Source organism: Streptomyces sparsogenes subsp. cuspidosporus (assembly GCF_039532705.1).
In the GTDB taxonomy this organism is placed as follows: Bacteria; Actinomycetota; Actinomycetes; order Streptomycetales; family Streptomycetaceae; genus Streptomyces; species Streptomyces sparsogenes.
Genome location: NZ_BAAASD010000018.1, coordinates 114817 through 136007, shown reverse-complemented (window position 1 = coordinate 136007; position 21191 = coordinate 114817). Strand labels below are relative to the sequence as shown.

The window sequence follows — 21191 nt, the reverse complement described above, 5'->3', positions numbered from 1 at the left end:
GGGCCTCAGCGCCCTGCGCGCAGCGTGATGACGGTCGCCGTGCCGAGCGAGCCCGCGGTGCGGATCGTACGGGTCGTGGTGGCCCGCCCGCCGATGAGTCGCCGCAGGGAGGCGGGGCCGGGCTGGAGCCGGCCCCGCTCGAAGAGGACGAGGCTCACCTCGACCCCGGAGGGCGGCGGCATGCGCCGGTACTGGCCGTAGGTGACCGCGTCGCAGCCCGAGTACCAGCCGAGGTCGGGCTCGTAGCCGGTGACCAGCAGGCAGGGCCGGTCGTTCGCGAGCTGCCGCGCCACGGCGACGGTGGACAGGTGTTGGGCGTGCGGGCCCGGCGTCGCGGCGTGCGCCACGTACTGGGCGGTCGCCGGCACGGTGACGGCGGCCAGCGCGGCGACGGCGGTGAGCACGGTCGCGGACCAGCGGCCGGCTGCCTCGGCGAGGGTCTGTACGCCCAGCACGGTCAGCAGGGCGACGGACAGGTAGACGAAGCGTGGCTCGCCGTCCGTCGCCACGCCGAGCACCACGAAGGTGAGGACGGCGGTCAGGCCCAGGAACACCCGCCGCCGGTCGTGGGGCCGCTCCTGGTGGCGCCGGCGGCGCCGGAGCGCGGCGCCCAGCCCCCACAGCCCGGCGGCCATGACGACGGCGCCGAGGTCGCCGGCCAGCCGGTACGGGAAGACGGACACGTAGTAGACGAGGCCGTCGCCCACATAGCTCCGCCCGGCCCGCTCGGTCGCGGAGAGGATCAGGCCGAGCGGGCTGCCCGTGACCTCGGTGGCGTACACGAAGTGCGGCACGAGCCCGGCGACGAAGACGCCCGCGCACAGCGCCAGTCGGCGGCCCTGGGCCAGCCACGCCCGGGGGCCGTACGCCAAGACGGCGGCGATGACGACGGCCACGAGGGTGCCCACCACGCCGTACCGCAGATAGAAGGCGGCGAGCGCGGCCAGGGGCAGGACGGCCAGGGCCCGTGAACCGGGCTTCTCCTGGGCGCGGACGAGCAGGTAGACCACGATCAGCAGCAGGCCCGTGGCGCCGATGTCGTTGAGGAACTGCGGCACGCGGCGCAGGAAGCCCAGCCCGCCGAGCAGCAGCAGCGTTGCCACGACGGCCCGCCGTGGTGTGGTCAGCCGGGCGGCGACGAGATACGTCGTGGCGAGGGTGAACAGGACCAGCAGCAGCGCGACCACGCGCAGGGCGCCCACGTCGTCGTGGACGGCCAGGGCGATCCGGCCGAGCGCGGGGAGCCCCACCGGACGGTAGGTGCCCCAGCCCGCGTCCGGGGTGCCGTCGAGCCACGAGCGGGCCTTGTTCGCGTACACCGCCTCCTCATGGCCGATCAGCGGCTCGTGGTCCTGGAGAGCGGCCCACACGGCGGCGGCCATCGCCAGCACCGCGACGAGGCCCGCCCACGCGGGTATGCGCCTCAGCCTGGCCACGGCCCGAGCGACCACGGGCGGCGGACCGGGCGCCCCCCGCAGGCCCGGTCCGGCGAGCAGCCACGCCGGGGCGGCGACGAGCAGCCAGGGCCAGGGCTGCCGGCCCGGAAGCCATCCGCCGCCGCCCACCGCGAGCAACCCCTGCTGCACGACGGCGGCGAGCGTCGTCACGACGGCCACCGTCAGGGCCACCCGGCGGCCCCACGGCGTCCTGGCCTTCCCGGACGCTTCCGGCATGCCACGTAGTGGGGCAGGGCGGATGGGGGCGGTGATGGTCACAGGACACCTCGGGGGCCGGGGGCGGGGAACGGGCCCGATGCTCTCCCGGGGCCGCTGAGACGACGCTGAAGGAACCTGAAGACCTCTTCAGAGAAAAGGAAACCGGCTGTGGATACTTGAGCGGTGCGACTCCTGGTGGTGGAAGACGAGGAAGGGCTCGCGGTCGCCCTGAAAAGGGGCCTGGAAGCGGCCGGATACGCGGTCGACGTGGCCCATGACGGACTGGTCGGTCTGCACATGGCGCGCCAGAACGCGTATCAGGCGATCGTGCTCGACATCATGCTGCCCGGCCTGAATGGATACCGGGTCTGTGCCAGGCTGCGCGCGGAGGACATCGAGACGCCCATCCTGATGCTGACCGCCAAGAACGGCGAGTACGACGAGGCCGAGGCGCTGGACACCGGCGCGGACGACTTCCTGGCCAAGCCCTTTTCGTACGTGGTCCTCGAAGCCCGGCTGCGGGCCCTGCTCCGGCGCGGAGGCTCCCGGATCCGGACCGTGCTGTGCGTCGACGACCTGTGGCTCGACCCGGCGAACCGGGCCACCGGCCGTGGCGATGTCGCCATCCGGCTGACCGCGAAGGAATTCGCGGTGCTCGAATGCCTGATGCGGCGGGCCGGTGAAATCGTGACCAAGACAGACATCGTCGATCAGGTCTGGTCGGCGGATTTCGAGGGCGACCTGAATATCGTCGAGGTGTATGTGAGCGCCTTGCGCCGGAAGATCGACGCGCCTTTCGGCCGCGAATCGATCGAAACCATACGGGGGAGCGGCTACAGAATGAGCGGTCGTGGCGCGGCCTGAAGCGACGGACAGCCGGACAGCACACCCCCCGCGCACGGCGGCGGCCACACCCCACGCACGTGCCGCCGTCCGGGCCGGGCTCACGGCGGGCTGGCTGCTCATCGCGGCCGCCCTGTGCCTCCCGTACGCGGACGCCCTGGCCCTGCTGCGGGAGCCCAAGATCGGTCCCCCGGGCGTCATGCTGATCGTCGGCGCCACGGTGTGGGGGTTCACGCGCTCCGTCCGCCGGACGTGGTCCCTGCGTTTCCGCTTCGCCCTCGTCGTCGGCGGCGGCGCCGCCGTCCTCTTCGCCGGGGAGTTCTGGTGGTCCGTCACCACCGGCAGCTCTGTGCTCGGCTACCTGCCCGGCCTCGGGTGGGGCCTGGCGTTCTGGGCACCCCTCGTCGTCGTGGTCCTCGCCGCCACCGCGTGGATCGCGGCGGACCGGGCGCTGCGTCCCGTCGAGGCAATCCGCCGCGAACTCGAAGACATCACGGCCCGCTCACTGGGCCGCCGAGTGCCGGTCTCGTCCTCGGCCTCGTCCGACGAGATCGCCCGGCTCGCGCGCACCATCAATACGACCCTGGACCGGCTGGAGCGCTCCGCCGAACTCCAGCAGCGGTTCATCGCCGACGCCTCCCACGAGCTGCGCAGCCCCCTCGCCGGGCTGCGGGCCTCCCTCGAAGCGTCACTGACCCACCCGGAGGGCGTCGACTGGGAGAACCGCGTACGCGAGGCCCTCCGGGACATCGTGCGGCTGCAGGACCTCAGCCACGATCTGCTGCTCCTGGCCCGACTGGGCGGCGGCGCGCCCGTCGCCGACACGCGGGTGAACCTCACCGACCTCGCCCACGACCTGGCCGTCGAACACCGGCACCTGCCCCACCCCCGCCCCCTCGACATCCGCTGCGTCGCCGACGACCCACCCGCCTGGGTCCGGGGCAGCGACGTCCAGCTCGAACGGCTGCTGCGCAACCTGCTGGGCAACGCGTGCCGTTACGCCCGTACGACGGTCGAGGTCACGGTCGGTACCGAGCGCGACGAGGGCGGGGCCGCCGTCGTGTTCGAGGTACGCGACGACGGCCCCGGCATCCCCGTGGCCGACCGGGAGCGGGTCTTCAAGCGCTTCAGCCGGCTGGAGGACGCCCGCACCCGGAAGTCCGGCGGGGCCGGGCTCGGCCTGGCCATCGCCCGCGAGATCGCGACCCGCCACGGCGGCACCCTCCACTTCGCGGACGCCCCGCGCGGCGCGCGCGCCGTCGGCCGCCTGCCGTCGGCCACGGCCCCGGGCGGCGGCTAGCGGGTTTCGGCCCGGCGGCGCACGGCCGGGTTCAGGTGGCCGGGTTCAGGTGGCCTGTTTCACGTGGTCTGTTTCACGTGGCCCGGTCGATCAGGCCGAGCAGGCCCGCGAGGGTTTCCCGCTGCTCGGGGCCGAGGGCTCCGAAAATCTCCCTGAGCACCTGTTCACCGGTGCCATGGGCGGCGTCGAGCGCCGCGCTTCCCTCGTCGGTGAGGCTGACGAGTTTGGCCCGGCGGTCGGCCGGGTCCGGAGTGCGTGCGACGAGGCCGTCGCGTTCGAGGCCGTCGACCGTCTCGGTGACCGTGCGGGCGGCGAGGCCGAGTCGCTGGGCCAGCGCGGACTGGCGGAGCCGGCCCTGGTCGGCGAGCACCCGCAGGAGTTTCGTGCGCGCGAGGGACGGCCCTCGCTCGGTCATCCGCTCGTCGACCACCCGCCGCACCCGATGCGACAGGACCAGGAAGCGCATTCCCAGCTCCTCGGGCGTCACCGTGCCGCTCACCCGAACTCCTTCACTAGCCTGATGATGAGGTACCTCACTATATTGCTGAGGTACCTCATTATCTGCCGAGGAGGATTCCCGTGAACCAGCGACCCGTCGCCGTGATCACCGGTGCGACGAGCGGACTGGGCAGGCTCACGGCGCTGGAACTGGCCCGCCGTGGCACCGCGCTGGGCATCGTGGCCCGCAGCCGGGCGCGGGCCGACGAACTGCGCCGCGACATCGAGGCCCTCGCACCGGACGGCGGCCCCGTCGAGGTGTTCCTGGCCGACCTGTCCTCGTTGCACGACGTACGCCGGGCCGGGCAGGAGATCGCCGCCCGCTGCCCGCGCATCGACGTTCTGGTCAACAACGCGGGCGTACACGCCTTCTCCCAGCGGGTCACCGCCGAGGGGCTGAGCGAGATGACGGTGGTGAACTACCTCGCCCCGTGGCTCCTCACCCACACGCTCCGCGACGCGCTGATCGCCTCCGCCCCCGCGCGGATCGTCACCGTCGCCTCCGAGGCCGCCCGGCGCGCGGGCGGCCTCGACCCGGCGCGCGACCTGACCCTCACCGCCCCGTACGGGCGCCGCGCGTCGAGCCGCCTGTACGGGCGCACGAAGCTGATGGACATCATGTTCAGCGCGGAACTCGCCCGACGGCTGACGGGCACCGGAGTCACGGCCAACTCCTGCGACCCGGGGTTCAACACCACCGGTCTCGGGCGCGACCTGCCCGGAGCCGGGGTGCTGGAGAAGGTGCTCACCCGCGCGGGCATCGGCGATCCACGGCGCGGCGCCGGCATCATCGTCCGGCTGGCCACCGACCCCGCGTTCGCCACGGTCACCGGCGGCTACTTCTCGGTGAAGGAGGCCAGGCCGTTGGAGTGTCCATCGCCGGGCCGGAGCGCCGAGACCCGGCGCGAGCTGTGGGAGGAGACGTCCCGCCTGATCGAGAAGATCCTGGGCATCACCTTGTGACGCGCGCTCCGGGTCCGGTTGCGAGGTCCGCGCGGTCAGCTCGGGGCCGGGGTGGGCGTGTCGTCGGCCTTGACGTCGAAGTTGATGGTGCTCCCGTCGACCGAGGTCACCGTGACCGTGACGCCCAAGGTGCTGCCGTCGTCGGCGGTGAGCTTGCACCGGGTGGTGGTGCCGTCCTTGCCGACGAGGTCGTCCGGGCAGGTGATGTCCGGCTTCGCCCGCCCGGTCGAGGCGGCGAGCTTGTCGGCGACGGTGGTGGCCAGTTTGTCCGAGGACAGCTTCGGCGGGGAGGACTTTTCGACCTCGACGGAGGCCGAGCAGCCGACGAGCAGGACGGCGGCGGCCACGGCCGAGAGGACGGGTGTTGCTGCGGGCAACCGGACGGTGAGCATGGGGGGACTCCGGCCTGAGTGATCATGACAAGAAGACCCGGGAAGCCTAGTCGGCGGGGGTGCTCCGGGTGTGTCCGGGGGGCGGCAAGTCGCGTTACGCGCCGTGGTAGAGGCGGTCCAGGTCGATCAGCTCGATCGCGGGGTCGTCGTCGGCGCGGCGGCGCAGTTCGTCGGTGAACCCCCCGCCGCTGTAGCACTGGAGCCGGGTGGCGTCGGTGGCGGTGCCGCGTGCGGTGAGGAGGGCGCGGATGCGCTGGAGGCGTTCCAGGTGCCCCATCCCCATAACGTCGTTCCACTTGGCCTCACCGATCGCGAGCAGCGTTTCTCGGCCGTCACCGTTCTCGCCGTGCGTCGCGACGTCGACTTCGTGGCCGGTCTTCGCCACGGGATCGTTGACGGTGCCGCTGGCGACCCTGGTGACCTGTCCGCCGTGGGTCTCGGGGGCCGCGTGCCAGCGGGCCCATTCCCTGCAGACCTGCTCGAAGCGCGGGCCGACGACCTTGCTGCGGAAAGTGGTCTGGGCGCGCCGCCATACCGCGGTGGCGCGTCCGGGACGCTCGAGGTCGCCCCAGGCGGGGCGCATGACCGCGTGGTAGAAGGTGACGAGGGGTTCGGCGATGCGGTAGGCGGAGCGGTTGCGGCGGAAGGCGTCGGCTTCGTGGGTGATCATGCCGACGTTCTGGAGAACGCTGAGCGGGTGGGCGAGGTCGGTGGATTTCCGTCCGAGGTAGTCGGCGATGCCGCCGCGTGCGGCGTTACCGGCGGCGATGGCGGCCAGGACGGAGTGATAGAGCGCGGTGTCGTGTAGTTCCGGTTCTTCGGCGAGCAGGTAGCGGGGTTCGCGGAAGAGCGGGCGGGCGGGGTTGAGGACGGCTCGGACGACCCAGTCGTCGAAGTCGTCGGGTCCGCCGGGGGTGTCGCCCTGGGTGAACTCGCGGCGGTAGGCGGGGGTGCCGCCGACGATGGCGTTGGTGAGCAGGGCGGTGCGTGGGTCGCTGATCTCCCAGAACTCGGCGGCGAGGCGGAAGTCCAGGGTGGGAACGACGAGTTCGAGGGCGGCACGTCCGCGCAGGGGGGCGTTGCCGGCGAGGAGGCTGCCCATGAAGGACAGAGCGGAGCCGCACAGCAGGAGCCGTACGGGGGTGTTGGCGTGCTGGGCGGTGGGGTCCAGGGCGCGCTGGATGATCGAGGGAAGGGCGGGCGAGGCCTTGGCGAGGAAGGGGAACTCGTCGATGACCGCGGTGGTGGGGCCGCCCCGGTCGGCGATGCGCATGAGTTCGGTGACTGCCTCGTCCCAGTGGGCGAAACGGAACGGGGTGGGCTGGTCGCGGTAGCGTGCGAGGGCTTCGCCGAACTGGCGCAGGGCGTCGGCCTCTGTGGTCTCGGTCGCGGTGAACATGAAGCCGTTGTCGGCTCGGGTGAGGGCGTCGAGGAGGAACGTCTTGCCCTGGCGGCGGCGCCCGGAGACCACGCCGAGCGTGGCGCGCGGCCCGGGCAGGGCGGCGAAGCGGGTCAGTTCGGCCCACTCGAAGTCGCGGTCGAACATCTCGGCGGGTTTGTCCACGGCACACCTCGACATGAATAGGTGCACTTATTATATCTCGAGTTATCCGTTTTCCGGGGCGGTGAGCATGGGGTTACTCCGGGTGTCTCCGGGGGTCGGGCGCAGGTCAGGACTGCCTCACGCAGCCGGCGATGGCCTCACGCAGCCAGCGATGTGCCGGATCGTCCGCCCGGCGAACGTGCCACGCCTGCTGGTAGTCGAACCGGGGGAGGTCCAGCGGCGGAGTGAACTTCCGCAGCGTCCTGTGCCGCCGCATCGGCCCCACCGCCCGGCCGGCCACGGTCAGGACGAGATCGGTGCCCGGGAGCAGATCCACCGCCGCACTCCAGTGGGGCAGGGTCACGGCGAGACGCCGCCGCAGTCCGCGCGCCGCCAGCGCCGTCTCGATCTCGTCCTGCGCATCGGGTCGCATGGCCACCATGATGTGCGGCCGTTCCAGCCATTCCTCCAGCGACAGCCCTCCTTTCGCGGGCAGTGCCGCCTTGTCCGCCAGGCTGACGAACTCTTCCCGGAAGAGCTCCCGGACCTCGATGTCCTCGGGCGGGTGGGGAAAGACTCCCAGCGCGAGGTCGAGTTCGCCGTCCGTGAGCTGCGCCAGCATCGCCTCCCGGCCGGCCTGGCTGATCGCGAGGTCGAGGCCGGGCGCCTCGCGGCGGACGTGCCGCACCAGCGGGGGCAGCACGATGCGCGCCGCGTAGTCCGACAGCGCGAGCCGAAACCGCCCGCGGGTCAGCGACGGGTCGAAGTCGGGCGCGCTCAGCAACTCGTTCAGGCCGCTCAGGGCGTCTTCGAGGGGCCGTACCAAAGCCTGGGCGCGTGCCGTGAGGACCATGCGGCCGCCCTGGCGCACCAGCAGGGGGTCGTCGAACCGCGTCCGCAGTTGCGCGAGTGCGTGGCTGACCGCCGGCTGGCTCTTGTGCAGCCGGAGCGCCGCGCGCGTCACGTGTTTCTCGGCCAGCAGGGCGTGCAGGGTCAGGAGCAGATTGAGATCGGTGCGGCGCAGTTCATCCATGCGGCGAATGCTAGGGATGCGCACAAAGCATTTCCATGAGTGAGCCTGATGGAGCAGGGTCGAGGTCATGTCCACCATCTCCGGGGCGGACGCCACGCGCACCCCCTTCACCACGAGTGAATCCCCGCGCCGCGTCCCCATCCTCTGGCTCGCGTTGCTCGCCACACCGGTCGCCGCCGCCAGCAACGCGGCGGTCCTGATCCTGGGCGCCATGAGCCGGTCGTTCGATGTCACCACGGCCACCGCCTCATGGCTGGTCACCGTCTTCGGGCTGGCACTGGCGGTCGCCACGCCCCTGATGGCGACGCTGCTGCGACGGCGCGGCACACGCGCCGCGCTGTGGCTCAGCGCCGCCTTCGTGGCCGCCGGCACCGTGCTGGTGGCCGTCTCGCCGTGGCTGGCGCTCACCCTCGTCGGGCGGGCCGGCCAGGCGGTGGGCGGCGCGGGCATGATGGCCATCGCCATGAACCTGGCCGACACCGCCCGCCGCATGGGTGTGATCAGCGCCGGGGCCGGGATCCTGGGAGCGGTGGGGCCGCTGCTCGGTGAGCGCCTCACGGACGCGGTCTCCTGGCGGGCGGCGCTGTCCATCCTGGGGGTCACCCTCCTGGCCGTCCCCGCCGTCAGCCGCCACACCGCGCCGGCACCGCCCGCCGAGGGCCGTTTCGACGCCCGGGGCGCGGTGCTGCTGGCGGCCCTGTCCAGCGGACTCGTCCTGCTGCCGTCCAACCCGCTGCCCGCCCTGGGCGTGGTGGCCGTCGCCGCCCTCCTCCTGGCCCCGCACATCCGCCGCCGCCCGGACGGCTACGTTCCCGCCGCCGCGCTGCGCTCCGGCCTCTTCCGCGGCTCGGTCCTGATCGCCCTGGTCCTGTCCGCGTCGTACTTCACCCTGCTGTTCGCGATCCCCCGGCTGATCTCCGATCGGGCCGGCTGGTCGACCGGCGCGGTGGCGGCGGGTCAGATGATCGCCATGATCGCCGGGTCGGCGTCCACCCTCCTCTTCGCGGCCGTCTCCGCCCGCCTGGGCCGGACCTGGGTGCGTGCGGTCCTGCTCACGGCGGGGGCGCTCGCCGTGGCGGGGGCCGTTCTCGGCCACAGCGCCCCCGTGCTGCTGGTGGCGATCGGCCTGGCCGTCTTCGGTGCCACCGGTGCCAACGCCACCCAGTCCATGGCCGCGGCCTCCGCCGTACCGGACCGGCAACGCCCCACCGCCATCGGACTGTTCCAGCTCGGCTACCTCATGGGCGGAGCCCTCGGCCCCGCCCTGGCGACCACGCTGGTGCTTCGTTAGCCCCCGGCCGCAGGCCGCCCCCGGTCAGAACTTCGCGTCCTGTAGCCGGGGTCCGCGCCCGGCGCGTAACGTGACCCGGCATGAAGATCCTCATCAGCGCCGACATGGAAGGCGCCACGGGAGTGACCTGGCCCGCGGACGTGCTGCCCGGCACGCCGCAGTGGGAGCGCTGCCGTCGTCTGTTCACCTCCGACGTGAGCGCGGCGGTCGCCGGGTTCTTCGCGGGGGGCGCGGACGAGGTGCTGATCAACGAGGCGCACTGGACGATGCGCAATCTGCTGCTGGAGGAGCTGGACGAGCGGGCGGTCATGCTGACGGGCAAGCACAAGAGCCTGAGCATGGTCGAGGGGGTGCAGCACGGCGATGTGGACGGGATCGCGTTCGTCGGCTACCACACCGGCGCCGGGACCGAGGGCGTCCTCGCGCACACGTATCTCGCCAACTCCATCACCGGCGTGTGGGTGGACGGCGTGCCCGCCAGCGAGGGGCGGCTCAACTCGCTGGTCGTCGCCGAGTACGGGGTGCCGGTGGTGCTGGTGACGGGGGACGACCGGACCTGCGAGGACGCCAAGGGGTACGCGCCCGAGGCGCGGTCGGTCGCCGTGAAGGACTACGTCTCGCGGTACGCGGCGGTGTGCCGCACCCCGGCCCGTACCGCGGCGGACATCCGGGCGGCGGCTCGGGAAGCGGTCCCACTGGCCGTGCGGCACGAGCCCGCCCAGGCCGGGCCGTTCACCGTCGAGCTGGAATTCGACGCGGAGCACCTGGTGGGGGCGGCGACCGTGGTGCCGGGGGTGGAGCGCAGCGGGGTGCGGCGCGTCGCCTACACCTCGCCGACCATGTACGAGGGCATCCGCTGCTTCAAGGCGGTCACCACGCTCGTGTCGGCCGCGGTGGAGGAGCAGTATGGCTGAGCCGGCGCCGAGCGAGCCGAATGAGCCGGGCGAGCCGGGCGAGCCGGGCGAGGTGATCGACGACCGGGCGCTCGAGGAGGTGGTGCGGTTCACCTCCGAGCTGATCCGCATCGACACCACCAACCGCGGCGGTGGCGACTGCGCGGAGCGCCCCGCCGCCGAATACGTCGCGGAGCGGCTGGGCGAGGCGGACATCGCCGCCACCTTGCTGGAGCGGGACCCGGGGCGTACGAACGTCGTCGCCCGGATCGCGGGCACCGACCCGGACGCCCCCGCGCTGCTGGTCCACGGCCATCTGGACGTGGTGCCCGCCGAGCCCGCCGACTGGAGCGTGCACCCCTTCTCCGGCGAGGTGCGCGACGGCGTGGTGTGGGGCCGGGGCGCGATCGACATGAAGAACATGGACGCGATGGTGCTCGCGGCCGTCCGCGCCTGGGCGCGGGCGGGGGTACGGCCGCGCCGGGACATCGTGCTGGCGTTCACCGCCGACGAGGAGGACAGCGCGGAGCCCGGCTCCGGCTTCCTCGCCGACGAGCACGCCGGGTTCTTCGAGGGCTGCACGGAGGGCATCGGCGAGTCGGGCGCCTTCACCTTCCACGCCGGGTCCGGGATCCGGCTGTATCCCATCGCCGCGGGGGAGCGCGGCACGGCCTGGCTGAAGCTGACCGCGCGGGGCCGGGCCGGACACGGCTCGAAGGTGAACCGCGACAACGCGGTCAGCCGGCTGGCCGCCGCCGTGGCGCGGATCGGCGAACACCGGTGGCCGGTGCGGCTCACGCCGACCGTGAAGGCCGCGCTGACCGGGATCGCCGCGCTGCGGGGGCTCAAGGCCGACGTGGACGCGGCCGACTTCGACGTGGACGCGCTGCTCGCCGAACTCGGGCCCGCCGCGTCCCTCGTGGAGCCCACGGTCCGCAACAGCGCCAACCCGACGGTGCTTGAGGCCGGTTACAAGGTCAACGTCATCCCCGGCAGCGCCACGGCGTATGTGGACGGCCGGATCGTGCCGGGCGGCGAGGAGGAGTTCCGCGCCACCCTGGACCGGCTCACCGGGCCGGACGTCGACTGGGAGTTCCACCACCGCTCGGTGGCCCTGGGCGCCCCGGTCGACAGCCCCACGTACCAGGCCATGCGGGCCGCGGTCGAGCACTTCGACCCGGGCGGCCACGCGGTGCCGTACTGCATGTCCGGCGGCACGGACGCCAAGCAGTTCTCCCGGCTCGGCATCGCCGGGTACGGCTTCTCGCCGCTGCGGCTGCCCGAGGGCCTCGACTACCAGGCGCTCTACCACGGCGTGGACGAGCGCGTGCCCGTGGACGCCCTGCACTTCGGCGTGCGGGTGCTCGACCACTTCCTGCGGAGGGCTTGAGGATGGGTGACGGGATGGGTGACAACACCGCGGTGACCACTCCCTTCGGCGCCTGGCGGTCCCCGATCGACGCCGCGCTCGCCGCGTCCCACGACGGCCACCCGGAGTACGTGGGCACCGTCGGCGACGAGGTGTGGTGGACCGAGCCGCGCCCCGAGGAGGGCGGCCGGCGCACGCTGGTGCGGCGGCGGCCCGACGGCGCGGAGGTCAGCGCGCTGCCCGCCCCGTGGAACGCCCGCAGCAGGGTCATCGAGTACGGCGGCCTGCCGTGGGCCGCCGTGCCCCGCCCCTCCGGGGGCCCGCTCGTCGTCTTCGCCCACTTCGCCGACCAGCGGCTGTACGCGTACGAGCCGGACGACCCGGCGGGCGCCCCGCCGCGCCCGCTCACCCCGGTGTCGGACCTCGGCGGCGGGCTGCGCTGGGCGGACCTGCGGCTGCACGCCGAGCGGGGCGAAGTGTGGGGCGTGCTGGAGGAGTTCACCGGCCCGGGACCGACCGCCGTGCGCCGGGTGATCGCGGTGGTGCCGCTGGACGGGTCGGCCGCCGACGACCGCGCGGCGGTGCGCGAACTGACCGACGACCGCCATCGCTTCGTCACCGGGCCGCGGCTCTCCCCGGACGGGCGGCGGGTGGCCTGGATCGCCTGGGACCACCCGCGGATGCCCTGGGACGGCACGGTCGTGATGGTGGCGGAGGTGGCCGGGGACGGCACGTTCGCGCGGGCCCGCGCGGTGCTGGGCGGGCCGGACGAGTCGGTCGCCCAGGCCGAGTGGGCGCCCGACGGCGCGCTGCTCGCGGCCACCGACCGCACGGGCTGGTGGAATCTGCACCGGATCGACCCGGCGGAGGCGGACACCGACGGCGGAGCCGGGGCGGGGCGGCCGGTCGCGCTGTGCCCCCGCGAGGAGGAGTTCGGCGGGCCGCTGTGGAAGCTCGGCCGGCGCTGGTTCGCCCCGCTGCCCGGCGGGCTGATCGCCGTCGTGCACGGCCGGGGCGCCGCCCGGCTGGGCATCCTCGATCCGCGCACCGGCGAGCTGGCCGACGCGCCGGGACCGTGGACCGAGTGGGACGCGACGCTCGCCGTGGACGGCAGCCGGGTGTTCGGTGTCGCCGCGAGCCCGTACAGCTCGCCCGAGGTGGTGGAGCTGGACACCCGCACCGGCCACGCCCGGGCCATCGGCGCCGCGCACACCGACCCGATCGACCCGGCGTACTACCCGCGGCCGGTGGAGCGCGTCTTCACCGGTCCGGGCGGCCGGGAGGTCCACGCGACGGTGTACCCCCCGCGCAACCCGGACCACACCGCGCCCGACGGCGAGGCGCCGCCGTACGTGGTCTGGGCGCACGGCGGCCCGACCGGCCGCGCCCCGGTCGTCCTCGACCTGGAGATCGCGTACTTCACCTCGCGCGGCATCGGCGTCGCCGAGGTCAACTACGGCGGCTCGACGGGCTACGGCCGCGCCTACCGGAACCGGCTGCGCGAGCGGTGGGGCGTGGTGGACGTCGAGGACTGCGCCGCCGTGGCCGAGGCGCTCGCCGAGGAGGGCAGCGCCGACCGGGCCCGGCTCGCCATCCGCGGCGGCAGCGCGGGCGGCTGGACCGCGGCCGCCTCCCTCACCTCCACCGGGCTGTACGCCTGCGCCACGGTCAAGTACCCGGTCCTGGACCTCACGGACTGGTCCGACGACGGGACCCACGACTTCGAGTCGCGCTACATGGAGACGCTGATCGGGCCGCTCGCCGAGGTCCCCGAGCGCTACCGCGACCGCTCGCCCGCGCACCGCGCCGACCGTGTCACCTCCCCCTTCCTGCTGCTCCAGGGCCTGGACGACCCGGTGTGCCCGCCCGTGCAGTGCGAGCGCTTCCTCGCGGCGGTCGCCGGGCGCGGCGTCCCGCACGCGTACCTCACCTTCGAGGGGGAGAGCCACGGCTTCCGCCGGGCCGAGACGATGATCCGCGCCCTGGAGGCCGAACTGGGCCTGTACGCGCGGGCCTTCGCGATCTCCCCGCCCGGTGTGCCCGCCCTGGAGCTCACCGACGGAAGCGCGTAGCGTCACCCGCGGCACCGTCCCCGCCGCGGACCCCGCACCGACCCTGTCACCGCTCTTGTCGCCGACCCACCTGGAGGGACCAGTTGACACCCCCGAGGGCACCGCGCGTCGTCGGCCGTGATCCGCTGCCCGCCGCCGTGGCCGGCGCGTGGCCGCGCGGGGCCGCGCCCGACACCTGGCTGCTCAGCGTCTCCCGGTACATCTCCGCCATGGACCAGGACCGGCCCGGCAAGGTCCTGGACGCCGACGAGCGGGAGCGGTCCGCGCGGTTCATGCGGACGGAGGACCGGCACCGGTACACGGCGGCGCACCTGGGCCTGCGGGAGCTGCTCGGCGGCTATCTGGACCTGGACCCCGCGACGGTGCCGTTCACCCGGGAGGCCTGCCCCGGCTGCGGCGGCCCCCACGGCCGTCCGGCGGTCGCCGGCACGCCGCTGCACTTCAACCTGTCGCACGCCGGCGACCTGGTGCTGTTCGCCTTCGCGGGCGCGCCGATCGGGGCCGATGTGGAGAGGGTGCAGCCCGCGTCCGTCGTGGCCCAGGTGGCCGGCAGCCTGCACCCGGCCGAGCGCGCCGAGTTGGAGTCGCTCGCGGAAGCCGACCGGCCCGCCGCCTTCGCGCGCTGCTGGACGCGCAAGGAGGCGTATCTCAAGGGCCTCGGCACGGGCCTGTCCCAGGACCCGGCGCTCGACTACGTCGGCACGGGGGAGCGGCCGGTGCCGGTCGGGCCCTGGACGCTGACCGACATCCCCGGCGAGCATCTGGCCGCGGCCGCCGCCGATGCCGCCGACGCCGGTGGGACGGGGTACGCGGCGGCGTACGCGCTGCTGGGCTGAGGCGCTCCGGCCGGCCGGGTCGCCGCGTGGCGCGCGGGTGTTCGGGGCGGGGACGCTCTGGTCAGCCGCGCCGCGCCGTTGTTCCATGGTCATCACACGGTCGCCGAAGCCGGAGGCGACCCAAGGCAGTCGGAGTGAGGCAGCCCGTGGCAACGAGCGTGCGACGTACCACCCTGACCCTTCCCACCGCCCCGCTCGGGCCCGAGAACCCCCTGCCCGCGCTGCGGCTCCCGCGCGAGGTGCACCGCGTCGACGAGACCACGCGGGCCGCGCTGCCCGCCGATATGGCCCGTCAGACCGCGTACGGGCCGCTGCGTTCGGTGCTGCCGGTGCGGCTGCGCGACGGCTACGGGCGCCGGCGGGCCCCGGCCGGTCTGGACGCCCTCGTCATCGAGAACGACCGGCTGCGGGTCACCGTGCTGCCCGGCCTCGGCGGCCGCGTGCACTCCCTCCACCACAAGCCGACCGGCCGCGAACTCCTGTACCGCAACCCCGTGGTGCAGCCCGCCGACTTCGCGCTGAACGGCGCCTGGTTCTCCGGCGGCATCGAGTGGAACATCGGCGCCACCGGCCACACCACCCTGGCCTGCGCCCCGCTGCACGCCGCCCGCGTCCCCGCGCCCGACGGCGGGGAGATGGTGCGGCTGTGGGAGTGGGAGCGGCTGCGCGACCTGCCCTTCCAGGTCGACCTGTGGCTGCCCGGGGACTCCGACTTCCTGTACGTGGGGGTGCGGATCCGCAATCCGCACCACCGGCCCGCGCCCGTCTACTGGTGGTCCAACATCGCCGTCCCCGAGACGGAGGGCACCCGCGTCCTCGCCCCCGCCGACGCCGCCTGGCACTTCGGCTACAGCCGCACCCTGCGCCACGTCCCCGTCCCCGACTGGGACGGCGCCGACCGTACGTACCCGCTGCGCGGCGCCTACCCCGCCGACTACTTCTACGACCTGCCCGAGGGCGCGCGCCCCTGGATCGCCTCGCTCGACGAGGAGGGGCGCGGGCTCGTCCAGACCTCCACCGACCTGCTGCGCGGCCGCAAGCTCTTTCTGTGGGGCGCCGGACCGGGCGGCCGGCGCTGGCAGCGGTGGCTGACCGAGCCCGGCACCGGGGGCTACGCCGAGATCCAGGCCGGGCTCGCCCGCACCCAGCTGGAGCACGTGCCGCTGGAGGCGGGCGAGGAGTTCGCCTGGCTGGAGGCGTACGGACCGCTGGCCGCCGACCCGGCCGCGGTCCACGGCGAGGACTGGGCCGCGGCCCGGCGGGAGGTCGAGTCCCGCCTGGAGTCGGCCGCGCCGCGCGCCGCCGTCGCGGCGGCCTACGCCGCCTGGCGCCCGTACGCCGACGCCGAGCCCGGCGAGCGGCTGGCCACCGGCTCCGGGTGGGGAGCGCTGGAGGTCGAGCGCGGCGGCTACCGGCTGCCCGGCACGCCCTTCGAGCCGGACACCCTCGGCGAGCAGCAGGAGCCGTGGCGCCGGCTGCTGCGCACCGGCGCGTTTCCGGCCTGGGAGGCGGACGAGCCGCTGACCGACCCCGGCTGCTCCCTGGTCTCCCCGCCCTGGCGCGACCTGCTGGAGGCCGCGCCCTCCACGGCCGCCGCCGAGTACCACCTGGGCGTGGCCCAGTGGCACGCGGGCGACCGCGCCCAGGCCGCCCGCAGCTGGGAGCGGTCGCTGCGGTGGGCGGAGACGCCGTGGGCGCTGCGCTGCCTGGCCGTCGCCGACACCGTCGCCGGCCACCCGGCCCGCGCCGCGGACCGCCTGCTGCGCGCGATGGACCTGGTCCTGGCCGCGGCCCCGCCGCCGGCGGAGGTGGGCGTGGGCGCGAGCCCGGGTGCGGGCGTGGACGTGGACGGGGCTCCGGGCCCGCACGGGCGGCCGGCCCGGGTCCCGGCCGCGGCGACCTCCGGGGTGGGCGCCCTGGACGCCGGGGGTGCCGGGGGCGCGCGGGGTGCGGGCACGCCGGCGCACGCCCCCGCGCGGGCGGGCGGCGGCCATGACGCGGGCGCCACGGGCGCCGGGGTGCCCAGTGGAGCCCCGGGGGAGGTGGGCATCGCGCCGGTCGCCCCCGCCCCGCCGGCCGGCTTCGCGTACCCGGCCGCGACGGAGGCCGCCGAGGCCGCGCTCGGCCGTGAGACGGTCACCGCGCTGCTCGCGGCGGGGCGGGCCGGGGAGGCGCTGACCGTGCTCGGGACGCTGCGCCCCGCCGTCCGTGAGCGCGGCCGCTTCCGGCTGCTCACCGCCCAGGCGCTGCTGGCGCGGGGCGACGCCGCGGCCGCGCGGGCGATCTTCGACGAGGGTTTCGAGGTGGCGGATCTGCGCGAGGGCGACGAGGCGCTGAGCGAGACCTGGTACGCGATCGCGGAGCGGCTCGTCGCGGGCGACGGGGGAGCGGTGACCGAGGACGTACGGGAGCGGGCGCGCGCCGAGCACCCGCTCCCGGAGCGCTACGAGTTCCGGATGCGGCCCGCATAACGGCGGCCGTCGCGGGCACCCGCCGGACGTCCGGGACCAGCGGAACCGGACGTCCGGGACCAGCCACGGAACCGGACATCCGGTTCTCACACACGGAAGGAGCCGCGACGGTGAACACGCCGCACGACCCCGGCGCCGACCCCGAGGACGAGGGCATCCCCGACCTCCAGGACGGCACCCCCGAGCAGCAGCGCGCGAGCGATCCGCAGCAGCTGCCGGTGCCCGGTGACGAGCCGACGATCGCCGAGTACCGCGCCACCACCAACGAGGGCGCGCGGGAGCGCGAGTCCCTCGACGAGCGGCTGCGCGACGAGGAGCCGGAGCTGTGGGAGCGGCCCGGCGGGGTGGAGGAGGAGCGGGCGGGGCTGCTCTACGACGAGCCCGACCCCGACCTGCCGCGCGAGCAGGACGTGTACTCCCAGGAGGGCTCGACCAGCGGGCTGTCCGCCGAGGAGGACGCGGTCCGCATCAAGGACGACGAGGACCTCGGCGAGGAGCCCTTCCCGCCCGCCTGACGGCCGAGGCCGGGCCCGGCGGGCGGCGGTTCAGGGGGGAGTTCAGGGGAGGCAGGCGGGGGCCGGGCCCGGCCGGTGGCGGCTCAGGCCGCCAGTTCAGGCCGCCTGCCCCTGCTGCCGGTCGACGTACTCGAAGACCGAGCCGTCGGGGTGACGGGCCACCAGGTTGCGGCCGATGGGCGTGGGCAGCGGACCGGCGATGATGTCCGCGCCCACGGCCTTCAGATCGGCCACGGCGTCGTCCACGTCCTTCACCGCGATCGTCGCGGTGATCTTGCGGAGGATGGACAGCTCCGCCTCCGGGCCGCTCATCAGGAAGAAGCATCCGACGGCCGCCACCGAGACACCGCCGCGCTGGAAGCGGAGCGCCTCGGTGCCGGTCAGTCGTTCGTATACGGCGATCGCGGCGTCCAGATCCTTGACGCACACCCGTAGCGAGGTCCCGAGAATGTCCATGCGGGCGAGCCTAGTTGACACGCGCCGGGCGTCATAAGAGGCCCGGAGGAGGTCACGCGCACGGTCCCGGACACGGTCCCGGGCGCCCGCTCAGACGCGGCAGAGCACCTCGCCGTGCAGCACGGTGAACCAGCCGTCCTCCCGCTCGCCCCACTCCCGCCACGCGTCCGCGATCCGCCGCAGGTCCTCCTGCGTGGCGTGGCCGCCGTCCACGGCCCGCCGGGCGTACGAGGAGGCGACCGTGCGGTCGGCCCACAGGCCGCTCCACCACGCCCGCTCCTCCGGCGTGGCGTAGCACCACGTCCCGGCGGTGGCGGTGATCTCGGTGAAGCCCGCCCGGCGGGCCCAGGACAGCAGCCGGCGCCCGGCGTCCGGCTCGCCGCCGTTGTCCCGGGCCACCCGGTGGTACAGGTCCAGCCAGTCGTCCAGGCCGGGGACGGCCGGGTACCACGTCATGGCGGCGTAGTCGGAGTCGCGCACCGCCACCAGCCCCCCGGGCTTGCACACCCGGCGCATCTCGCGCAGCGCGGCCACCGGGTCGGCGAGGTGCTGGAGCACCTGGTGGGCGTGGACCACGCAGAACGAGTCGTCGGGATGGTCCAGGGCGTGGACGTCGCCGGTCTCGAACCGGACGTTGGACAGCCCGCGCCCGGCGGCCACCGACCGGGCCTGGTCGAGCACGGCGGGCGCGGTGTCCACGCCCACGACCTCGCCCTGGGGGACCAGCTCGGCCAGGTCCGCGGTGATGGTGCCGGGGCCGCAGCCGATGTCCAGGATCCGCATATGGGGCCTCAGATGCCCCGTGAGATACGCGGCGGAGTTGGCCGCGGTGCGCCAGGTGTGCGAGCGCAGCACCGACTCGTGGTGTCCATGCGTGTAGACGGCGGTGGCGGCGGTGGTGTTCCCGGGCATGGCTCGGCTCCCCTTCGAGGCGACATCGAGACGACCTGACGACATCGCCACCGTACGCCGTCATCTCGCATACCGAGAGGGGTGTCTCGCTATATGGTCGATCCCGGGGCCGGCCAGTTGTCGGGGGCCGCACGGCTGATGTCCGCGAGCGCGGAATCGGGGTCGCGGACCACCGAGGCGTCGGGCCGCACCGTCGCGACGGCCGGCGTCATGACGTCCTTCACCTGCTGTGCCATGTCTGCTCGCCTTCTCTTCGCTGGTGTGCTGCCGCAGTACCCCGGGCCGCCCCGGGTATGCACCGCCTACGCACCTCCTGTGCGGCACCTGTGCGTCGGGTGCTGTGCGGCACTAGGCGCGGGGCCGCAGACCGAGGCCGGAGACGACCTCCTGCACATTGCGATAGGTGCGGTCCTCGGGCAGTTGGCCGAGCAGTTCGATCAGCCGGTCCGGCGCGTGCGCCTCGTGCAGGGCGCGCAGCAGCGTTCCGCGCTTGGCCGGGAACGGGGTGCGCCCCAGGTGGCGGGCGAGTTCGAACCGCAGCGCCTCGGCCTCGCCGCCCGCGCCGCGCGGCGGCACCGGCCCGGTGGTGACATCGGGGTCGTCGTCGGCGCCCGGCTCCGGGTCGTGCCATTCCTCGGCCCGGGTGGGGTGGCCCGAGCGGATCAGGCCCTGCAGCTCGTGCTTCATCTCGTCGTCCTTGTGGACGCTCAGCCGATCGCTGCCTCGTTGCATGGCGTGGTCCTCCTCGCTCTCGTGGTTCACGGCCCTGCCGGGCCTCCCTCGTACGGCCAGCGCAGCAGCGCGCCGAGCCCGCCGACCGGCACGGCGTCCGGGTCGTCCGGCGCGGTGCGCACGGCGACCACCTCCGCTCCGGTGGCGGCCGCGGAGCGGATCAGCGCGTCGTCCGCGCGGGCCGCCGCGGGCCGGGTGTCGCCCAGGTACTGGACGTCGGTGCGGCGCAGCGCCAGTTGGTCGGGGTCGGCGCCCACCCACACCTCGCGGTAGACATCGGCGCCGTCGGGCCGCACCAGCAGCGTGTCGATGCGGTGCTCGCGCGCCGCGTCGATGAGCGCGGGCACGCCCTCGGCCGCGTCCAGCCGCCCGTCGACGGGCACCCGCTCCGCCCGGAACCGGTCGACGGCCGCGTCGACGTGGTGGCGCGTGTGCCGGGCGCGCGCCTCCTCCACATCCTGGTCCAGCAGCCGGGCGGCGTGGGTGCCGCGCGGCGCCGAGCCGGGGGCGCGGCCACCGTGTTCGGTCTCGACGGTCGCGGAGCGCAGCTGCTCGGGCAGCCGGTCGTGCACGGCCCGCCGCTCCCGCGCGTCGCCGACCAGGACCAGCAGATCGGCGGCGGTCTGCTCCTGGCGGGCGCGCAGCTCGTCGGCGATCCGGGCGGCGTTGTGCTCCCAGGTGTTCTCGGCCTTGAGCTGGAAGTGGCGCTCGGACCAGTCGGCGGTGGCGGTGCGGTGCACCGGCCACTGACGTCCGCTCAGCCCCCCGGCGGGGGCGGTGCCCCGCGCGCCGCGCAGCTCGAAGTCGGCGCCCGTCCGGTCGATGTACGCCACCAGACAGGACGGGTCCTCACCGCCGAAGTCCAGCAGCGGCCCCACGTGCGGCAGCGCCGACCAGCAGGCCTGCGCTCCGCCCGGGGGGACAGTCAGCGGCGGGTCGAGCACCACCTCGCCGTGGGTGGCGAAGACGGCCCGGCCCACCGGTTCCCTCGCGGGTGGCAGCGCGGACAGCGCGTCGTACACCGCGCGGCAGGTGTCCTGGTCGGCGCCCTGCCGCTCCAGCCGGCGGCAGGCGTCGCGGGCGGCGCGCTCCCGCTCCTCGGCCGAGGACTGGTCGTGGTGCGAGGTGTCGAAATAGACGGTGGCCCAGGGACCTGGGCGTTCGAAGAGCGGATTGAGGAATCCGAGTCGCATGTGTTCCCTCCCGGGAGGTCCCGGTTTCGCGTCCTCCACGCGTACCCGTCGCGCGCCCATCGACACGAGGTTTGACCCGGCGGACGGATGGGGACCCGGAGGTCGGCCGAGCGGCCATTGGGAGTGGGAAGCGGCATCGGGCGCGGGGCTGTCAGGGGACCGCGCCCGATGCCCTGCGCCGGAGCGCCTGTGCCGGAGCCGGAGCTCGGGCGCGGGGCTGTCAG

The 21191-nt window shown here is 74.4% G+C and carries 20 protein-coding genes; 10 read left to right on the top strand and 10 right to left on the bottom strand.

What is annotated here, in order from left to right; all coding sequences use genetic code 11:
* Positions 1-5: 5 nt before the first annotated feature.
* Positions 6-1673, bottom strand: a complete 1668-nt coding sequence (locus tag ABFY07_RS22205) for a glycosyltransferase family 39 protein (RefSeq protein ID WP_346176184.1) — start codon at positions 1671-1673, stop codon at positions 6-8.
* 165 nt (positions 1674-1838) lie between these two features.
* Between ABFY07_RS22205 and ABFY07_RS22200 the strand changes: the two genes are divergently transcribed.
* Positions 1839-2519 carry a response regulator transcription factor gene (locus ABFY07_RS22200; RefSeq protein ID WP_346176183.1) on the top strand — a complete coding sequence of 227 codons (681 nt, stop codon included), beginning with the start codon at positions 1839-1841 and terminating at the stop codon, positions 2517-2519.
* Complete coding sequence (locus ABFY07_RS22195) at positions 2506-3798, top strand: sensor histidine kinase (protein WP_346176182.1); 1293 nt, start codon at positions 2506-2508, stop codon at positions 3796-3798. The genes ABFY07_RS22200 and ABFY07_RS22195 overlap by 14 nt, the downstream gene beginning before the upstream one ends.
* Positions 3799-3871: 73 nt before the next feature.
* Here the strand turns inward: ABFY07_RS22195 and ABFY07_RS22190 are convergent, their stop codons facing one another.
* Complete coding sequence (locus ABFY07_RS22190; protein ID WP_346176181.1) at positions 3872-4297, bottom strand: MarR family winged helix-turn-helix transcriptional regulator; 426 nt, start codon at positions 4295-4297, stop codon at positions 3872-3874.
* 80 nt (positions 4298-4377) lie between these two features.
* Between ABFY07_RS22190 and ABFY07_RS22185 the strand changes: the two genes are divergently transcribed.
* Positions 4378-5259 carry an SDR family NAD(P)-dependent oxidoreductase gene (locus ABFY07_RS22185; RefSeq protein ID WP_346176180.1) on the top strand — a complete coding sequence of 294 codons (882 nt, stop codon included), beginning with the start codon at positions 4378-4380 and terminating at the stop codon, positions 5257-5259.
* A 35-nt stretch (positions 5260-5294) separates the two neighbouring features.
* On the opposite strand, the gene ABFY07_RS22180 is transcribed toward ABFY07_RS22185, so the two are convergent.
* The 3 genes from ABFY07_RS22180 to ABFY07_RS22170 form a co-directional block, all read right to left on the bottom strand.
* On the bottom strand, positions 5295-5651 hold the full coding sequence (locus ABFY07_RS22180; RefSeq protein ID WP_346176179.1) for a DUF4333 domain-containing protein: 357 nt from the start codon (positions 5649-5651) through the stop codon (positions 5295-5297).
* A 94-nt stretch (positions 5652-5745) separates the two neighbouring features.
* Positions 5746-7230, bottom strand: coding sequence for an AAA family ATPase (locus tag ABFY07_RS22175; RefSeq protein WP_346176178.1), 1485 nt, complete (start codon positions 7228-7230; stop codon positions 5746-5748).
* Between the two features lie 91 nt (positions 7231-7321).
* Positions 7322-8227, bottom strand: coding sequence for a LysR family transcriptional regulator (locus ABFY07_RS22170; RefSeq protein WP_346176177.1), 906 nt, complete (start codon positions 8225-8227; stop codon positions 7322-7324).
* Positions 8228-8294: 67 nt separating this feature from the next.
* Between ABFY07_RS22170 and ABFY07_RS22165 the strand changes: the two genes are divergently transcribed.
* The 7 genes from ABFY07_RS22165 to ABFY07_RS22135 all read left to right on the top strand — a co-directional run bounded on the left by ABFY07_RS22165 (position 8295) and on the right by ABFY07_RS22135 (position 17674).
* Positions 8295-9518: an MFS transporter gene (locus ABFY07_RS22165; RefSeq protein WP_346176176.1), complete on the top strand. Its 1224-nt coding sequence runs from the start codon at positions 8295-8297 to the stop codon at positions 9516-9518.
* 80 nt (positions 9519-9598) lie between these two features.
* Complete coding sequence (locus tag ABFY07_RS22160) at positions 9599-10432, top strand: M55 family metallopeptidase (protein WP_346176175.1); 834 nt, start codon at positions 9599-9601, stop codon at positions 10430-10432.
* Positions 10425-11801: a M20/M25/M40 family metallo-hydrolase gene (locus ABFY07_RS22155; protein WP_346176174.1), complete on the top strand. Its 1377-nt coding sequence runs from the start codon at positions 10425-10427 to the stop codon at positions 11799-11801. The genes ABFY07_RS22160 and ABFY07_RS22155 overlap by 8 nt, the downstream gene beginning before the upstream one ends.
* 14 nt (positions 11802-11815) lie before the next feature.
* Complete coding sequence (locus ABFY07_RS22150) at positions 11816-13852, top strand: S9 family peptidase (RefSeq protein ID WP_346176173.1); 2037 nt, start codon at positions 11816-11818, stop codon at positions 13850-13852.
* A gap of 83 nt (positions 13853-13935) precedes the next feature.
* Complete coding sequence (locus ABFY07_RS22145; protein WP_346176172.1) at positions 13936-14688, top strand: 4'-phosphopantetheinyl transferase family protein; 753 nt, start codon at positions 13936-13938, stop codon at positions 14686-14688.
* A gap of 146 nt (positions 14689-14834) precedes the next feature.
* A complete protein-coding gene (locus ABFY07_RS22140; RefSeq protein WP_346176171.1) occupies positions 14835-17159 on the top strand; it encodes a DUF5107 domain-containing protein in 2325 nt (774 codons plus the stop codon).
* A 110-nt stretch (positions 17160-17269) separates the two neighbouring features.
* Positions 17270-17674: a DUF5709 domain-containing protein gene (locus ABFY07_RS22135; RefSeq protein WP_065965772.1), complete on the top strand. Its 405-nt coding sequence runs from the start codon at positions 17270-17272 to the stop codon at positions 17672-17674.
* Between the two features lie 96 nt (positions 17675-17770).
* Here the strand turns inward: ABFY07_RS22135 and ABFY07_RS22130 are convergent, their stop codons facing one another.
* The 5 genes from ABFY07_RS22130 to ABFY07_RS22110 form a co-directional block, all read right to left on the bottom strand.
* A complete protein-coding gene (locus tag ABFY07_RS22130; RefSeq protein WP_346176170.1) occupies positions 17771-18130 on the bottom strand; it encodes a VOC family protein in 360 nt (119 codons plus the stop codon).
* 90 nt (positions 18131-18220) lie between these two features.
* A complete protein-coding gene (locus tag ABFY07_RS22125; protein WP_346176169.1) occupies positions 18221-19042 on the bottom strand; it encodes a methyltransferase domain-containing protein in 822 nt (273 codons plus the stop codon).
* A gap of 89 nt (positions 19043-19131) precedes the next feature.
* Positions 19132-19278: a hypothetical protein gene (locus tag ABFY07_RS22120; protein WP_346176168.1), complete on the bottom strand. Its 147-nt coding sequence runs from the start codon at positions 19276-19278 to the stop codon at positions 19132-19134.
* Positions 19279-19390: 112 nt separating this feature from the next.
* Positions 19391-19774: a DUF2795 domain-containing protein gene (locus ABFY07_RS22115; protein WP_346176203.1), complete on the bottom strand. Its 384-nt coding sequence runs from the start codon at positions 19772-19774 to the stop codon at positions 19391-19393.
* Between the two features lie 26 nt (positions 19775-19800).
* Positions 19801-20967, bottom strand: coding sequence for a baeRF2 domain-containing protein (locus ABFY07_RS22110; protein WP_346176167.1), 1167 nt, complete (start codon positions 20965-20967; stop codon positions 19801-19803).
* Positions 20968-21191: the final 224 nt, after the last annotated feature.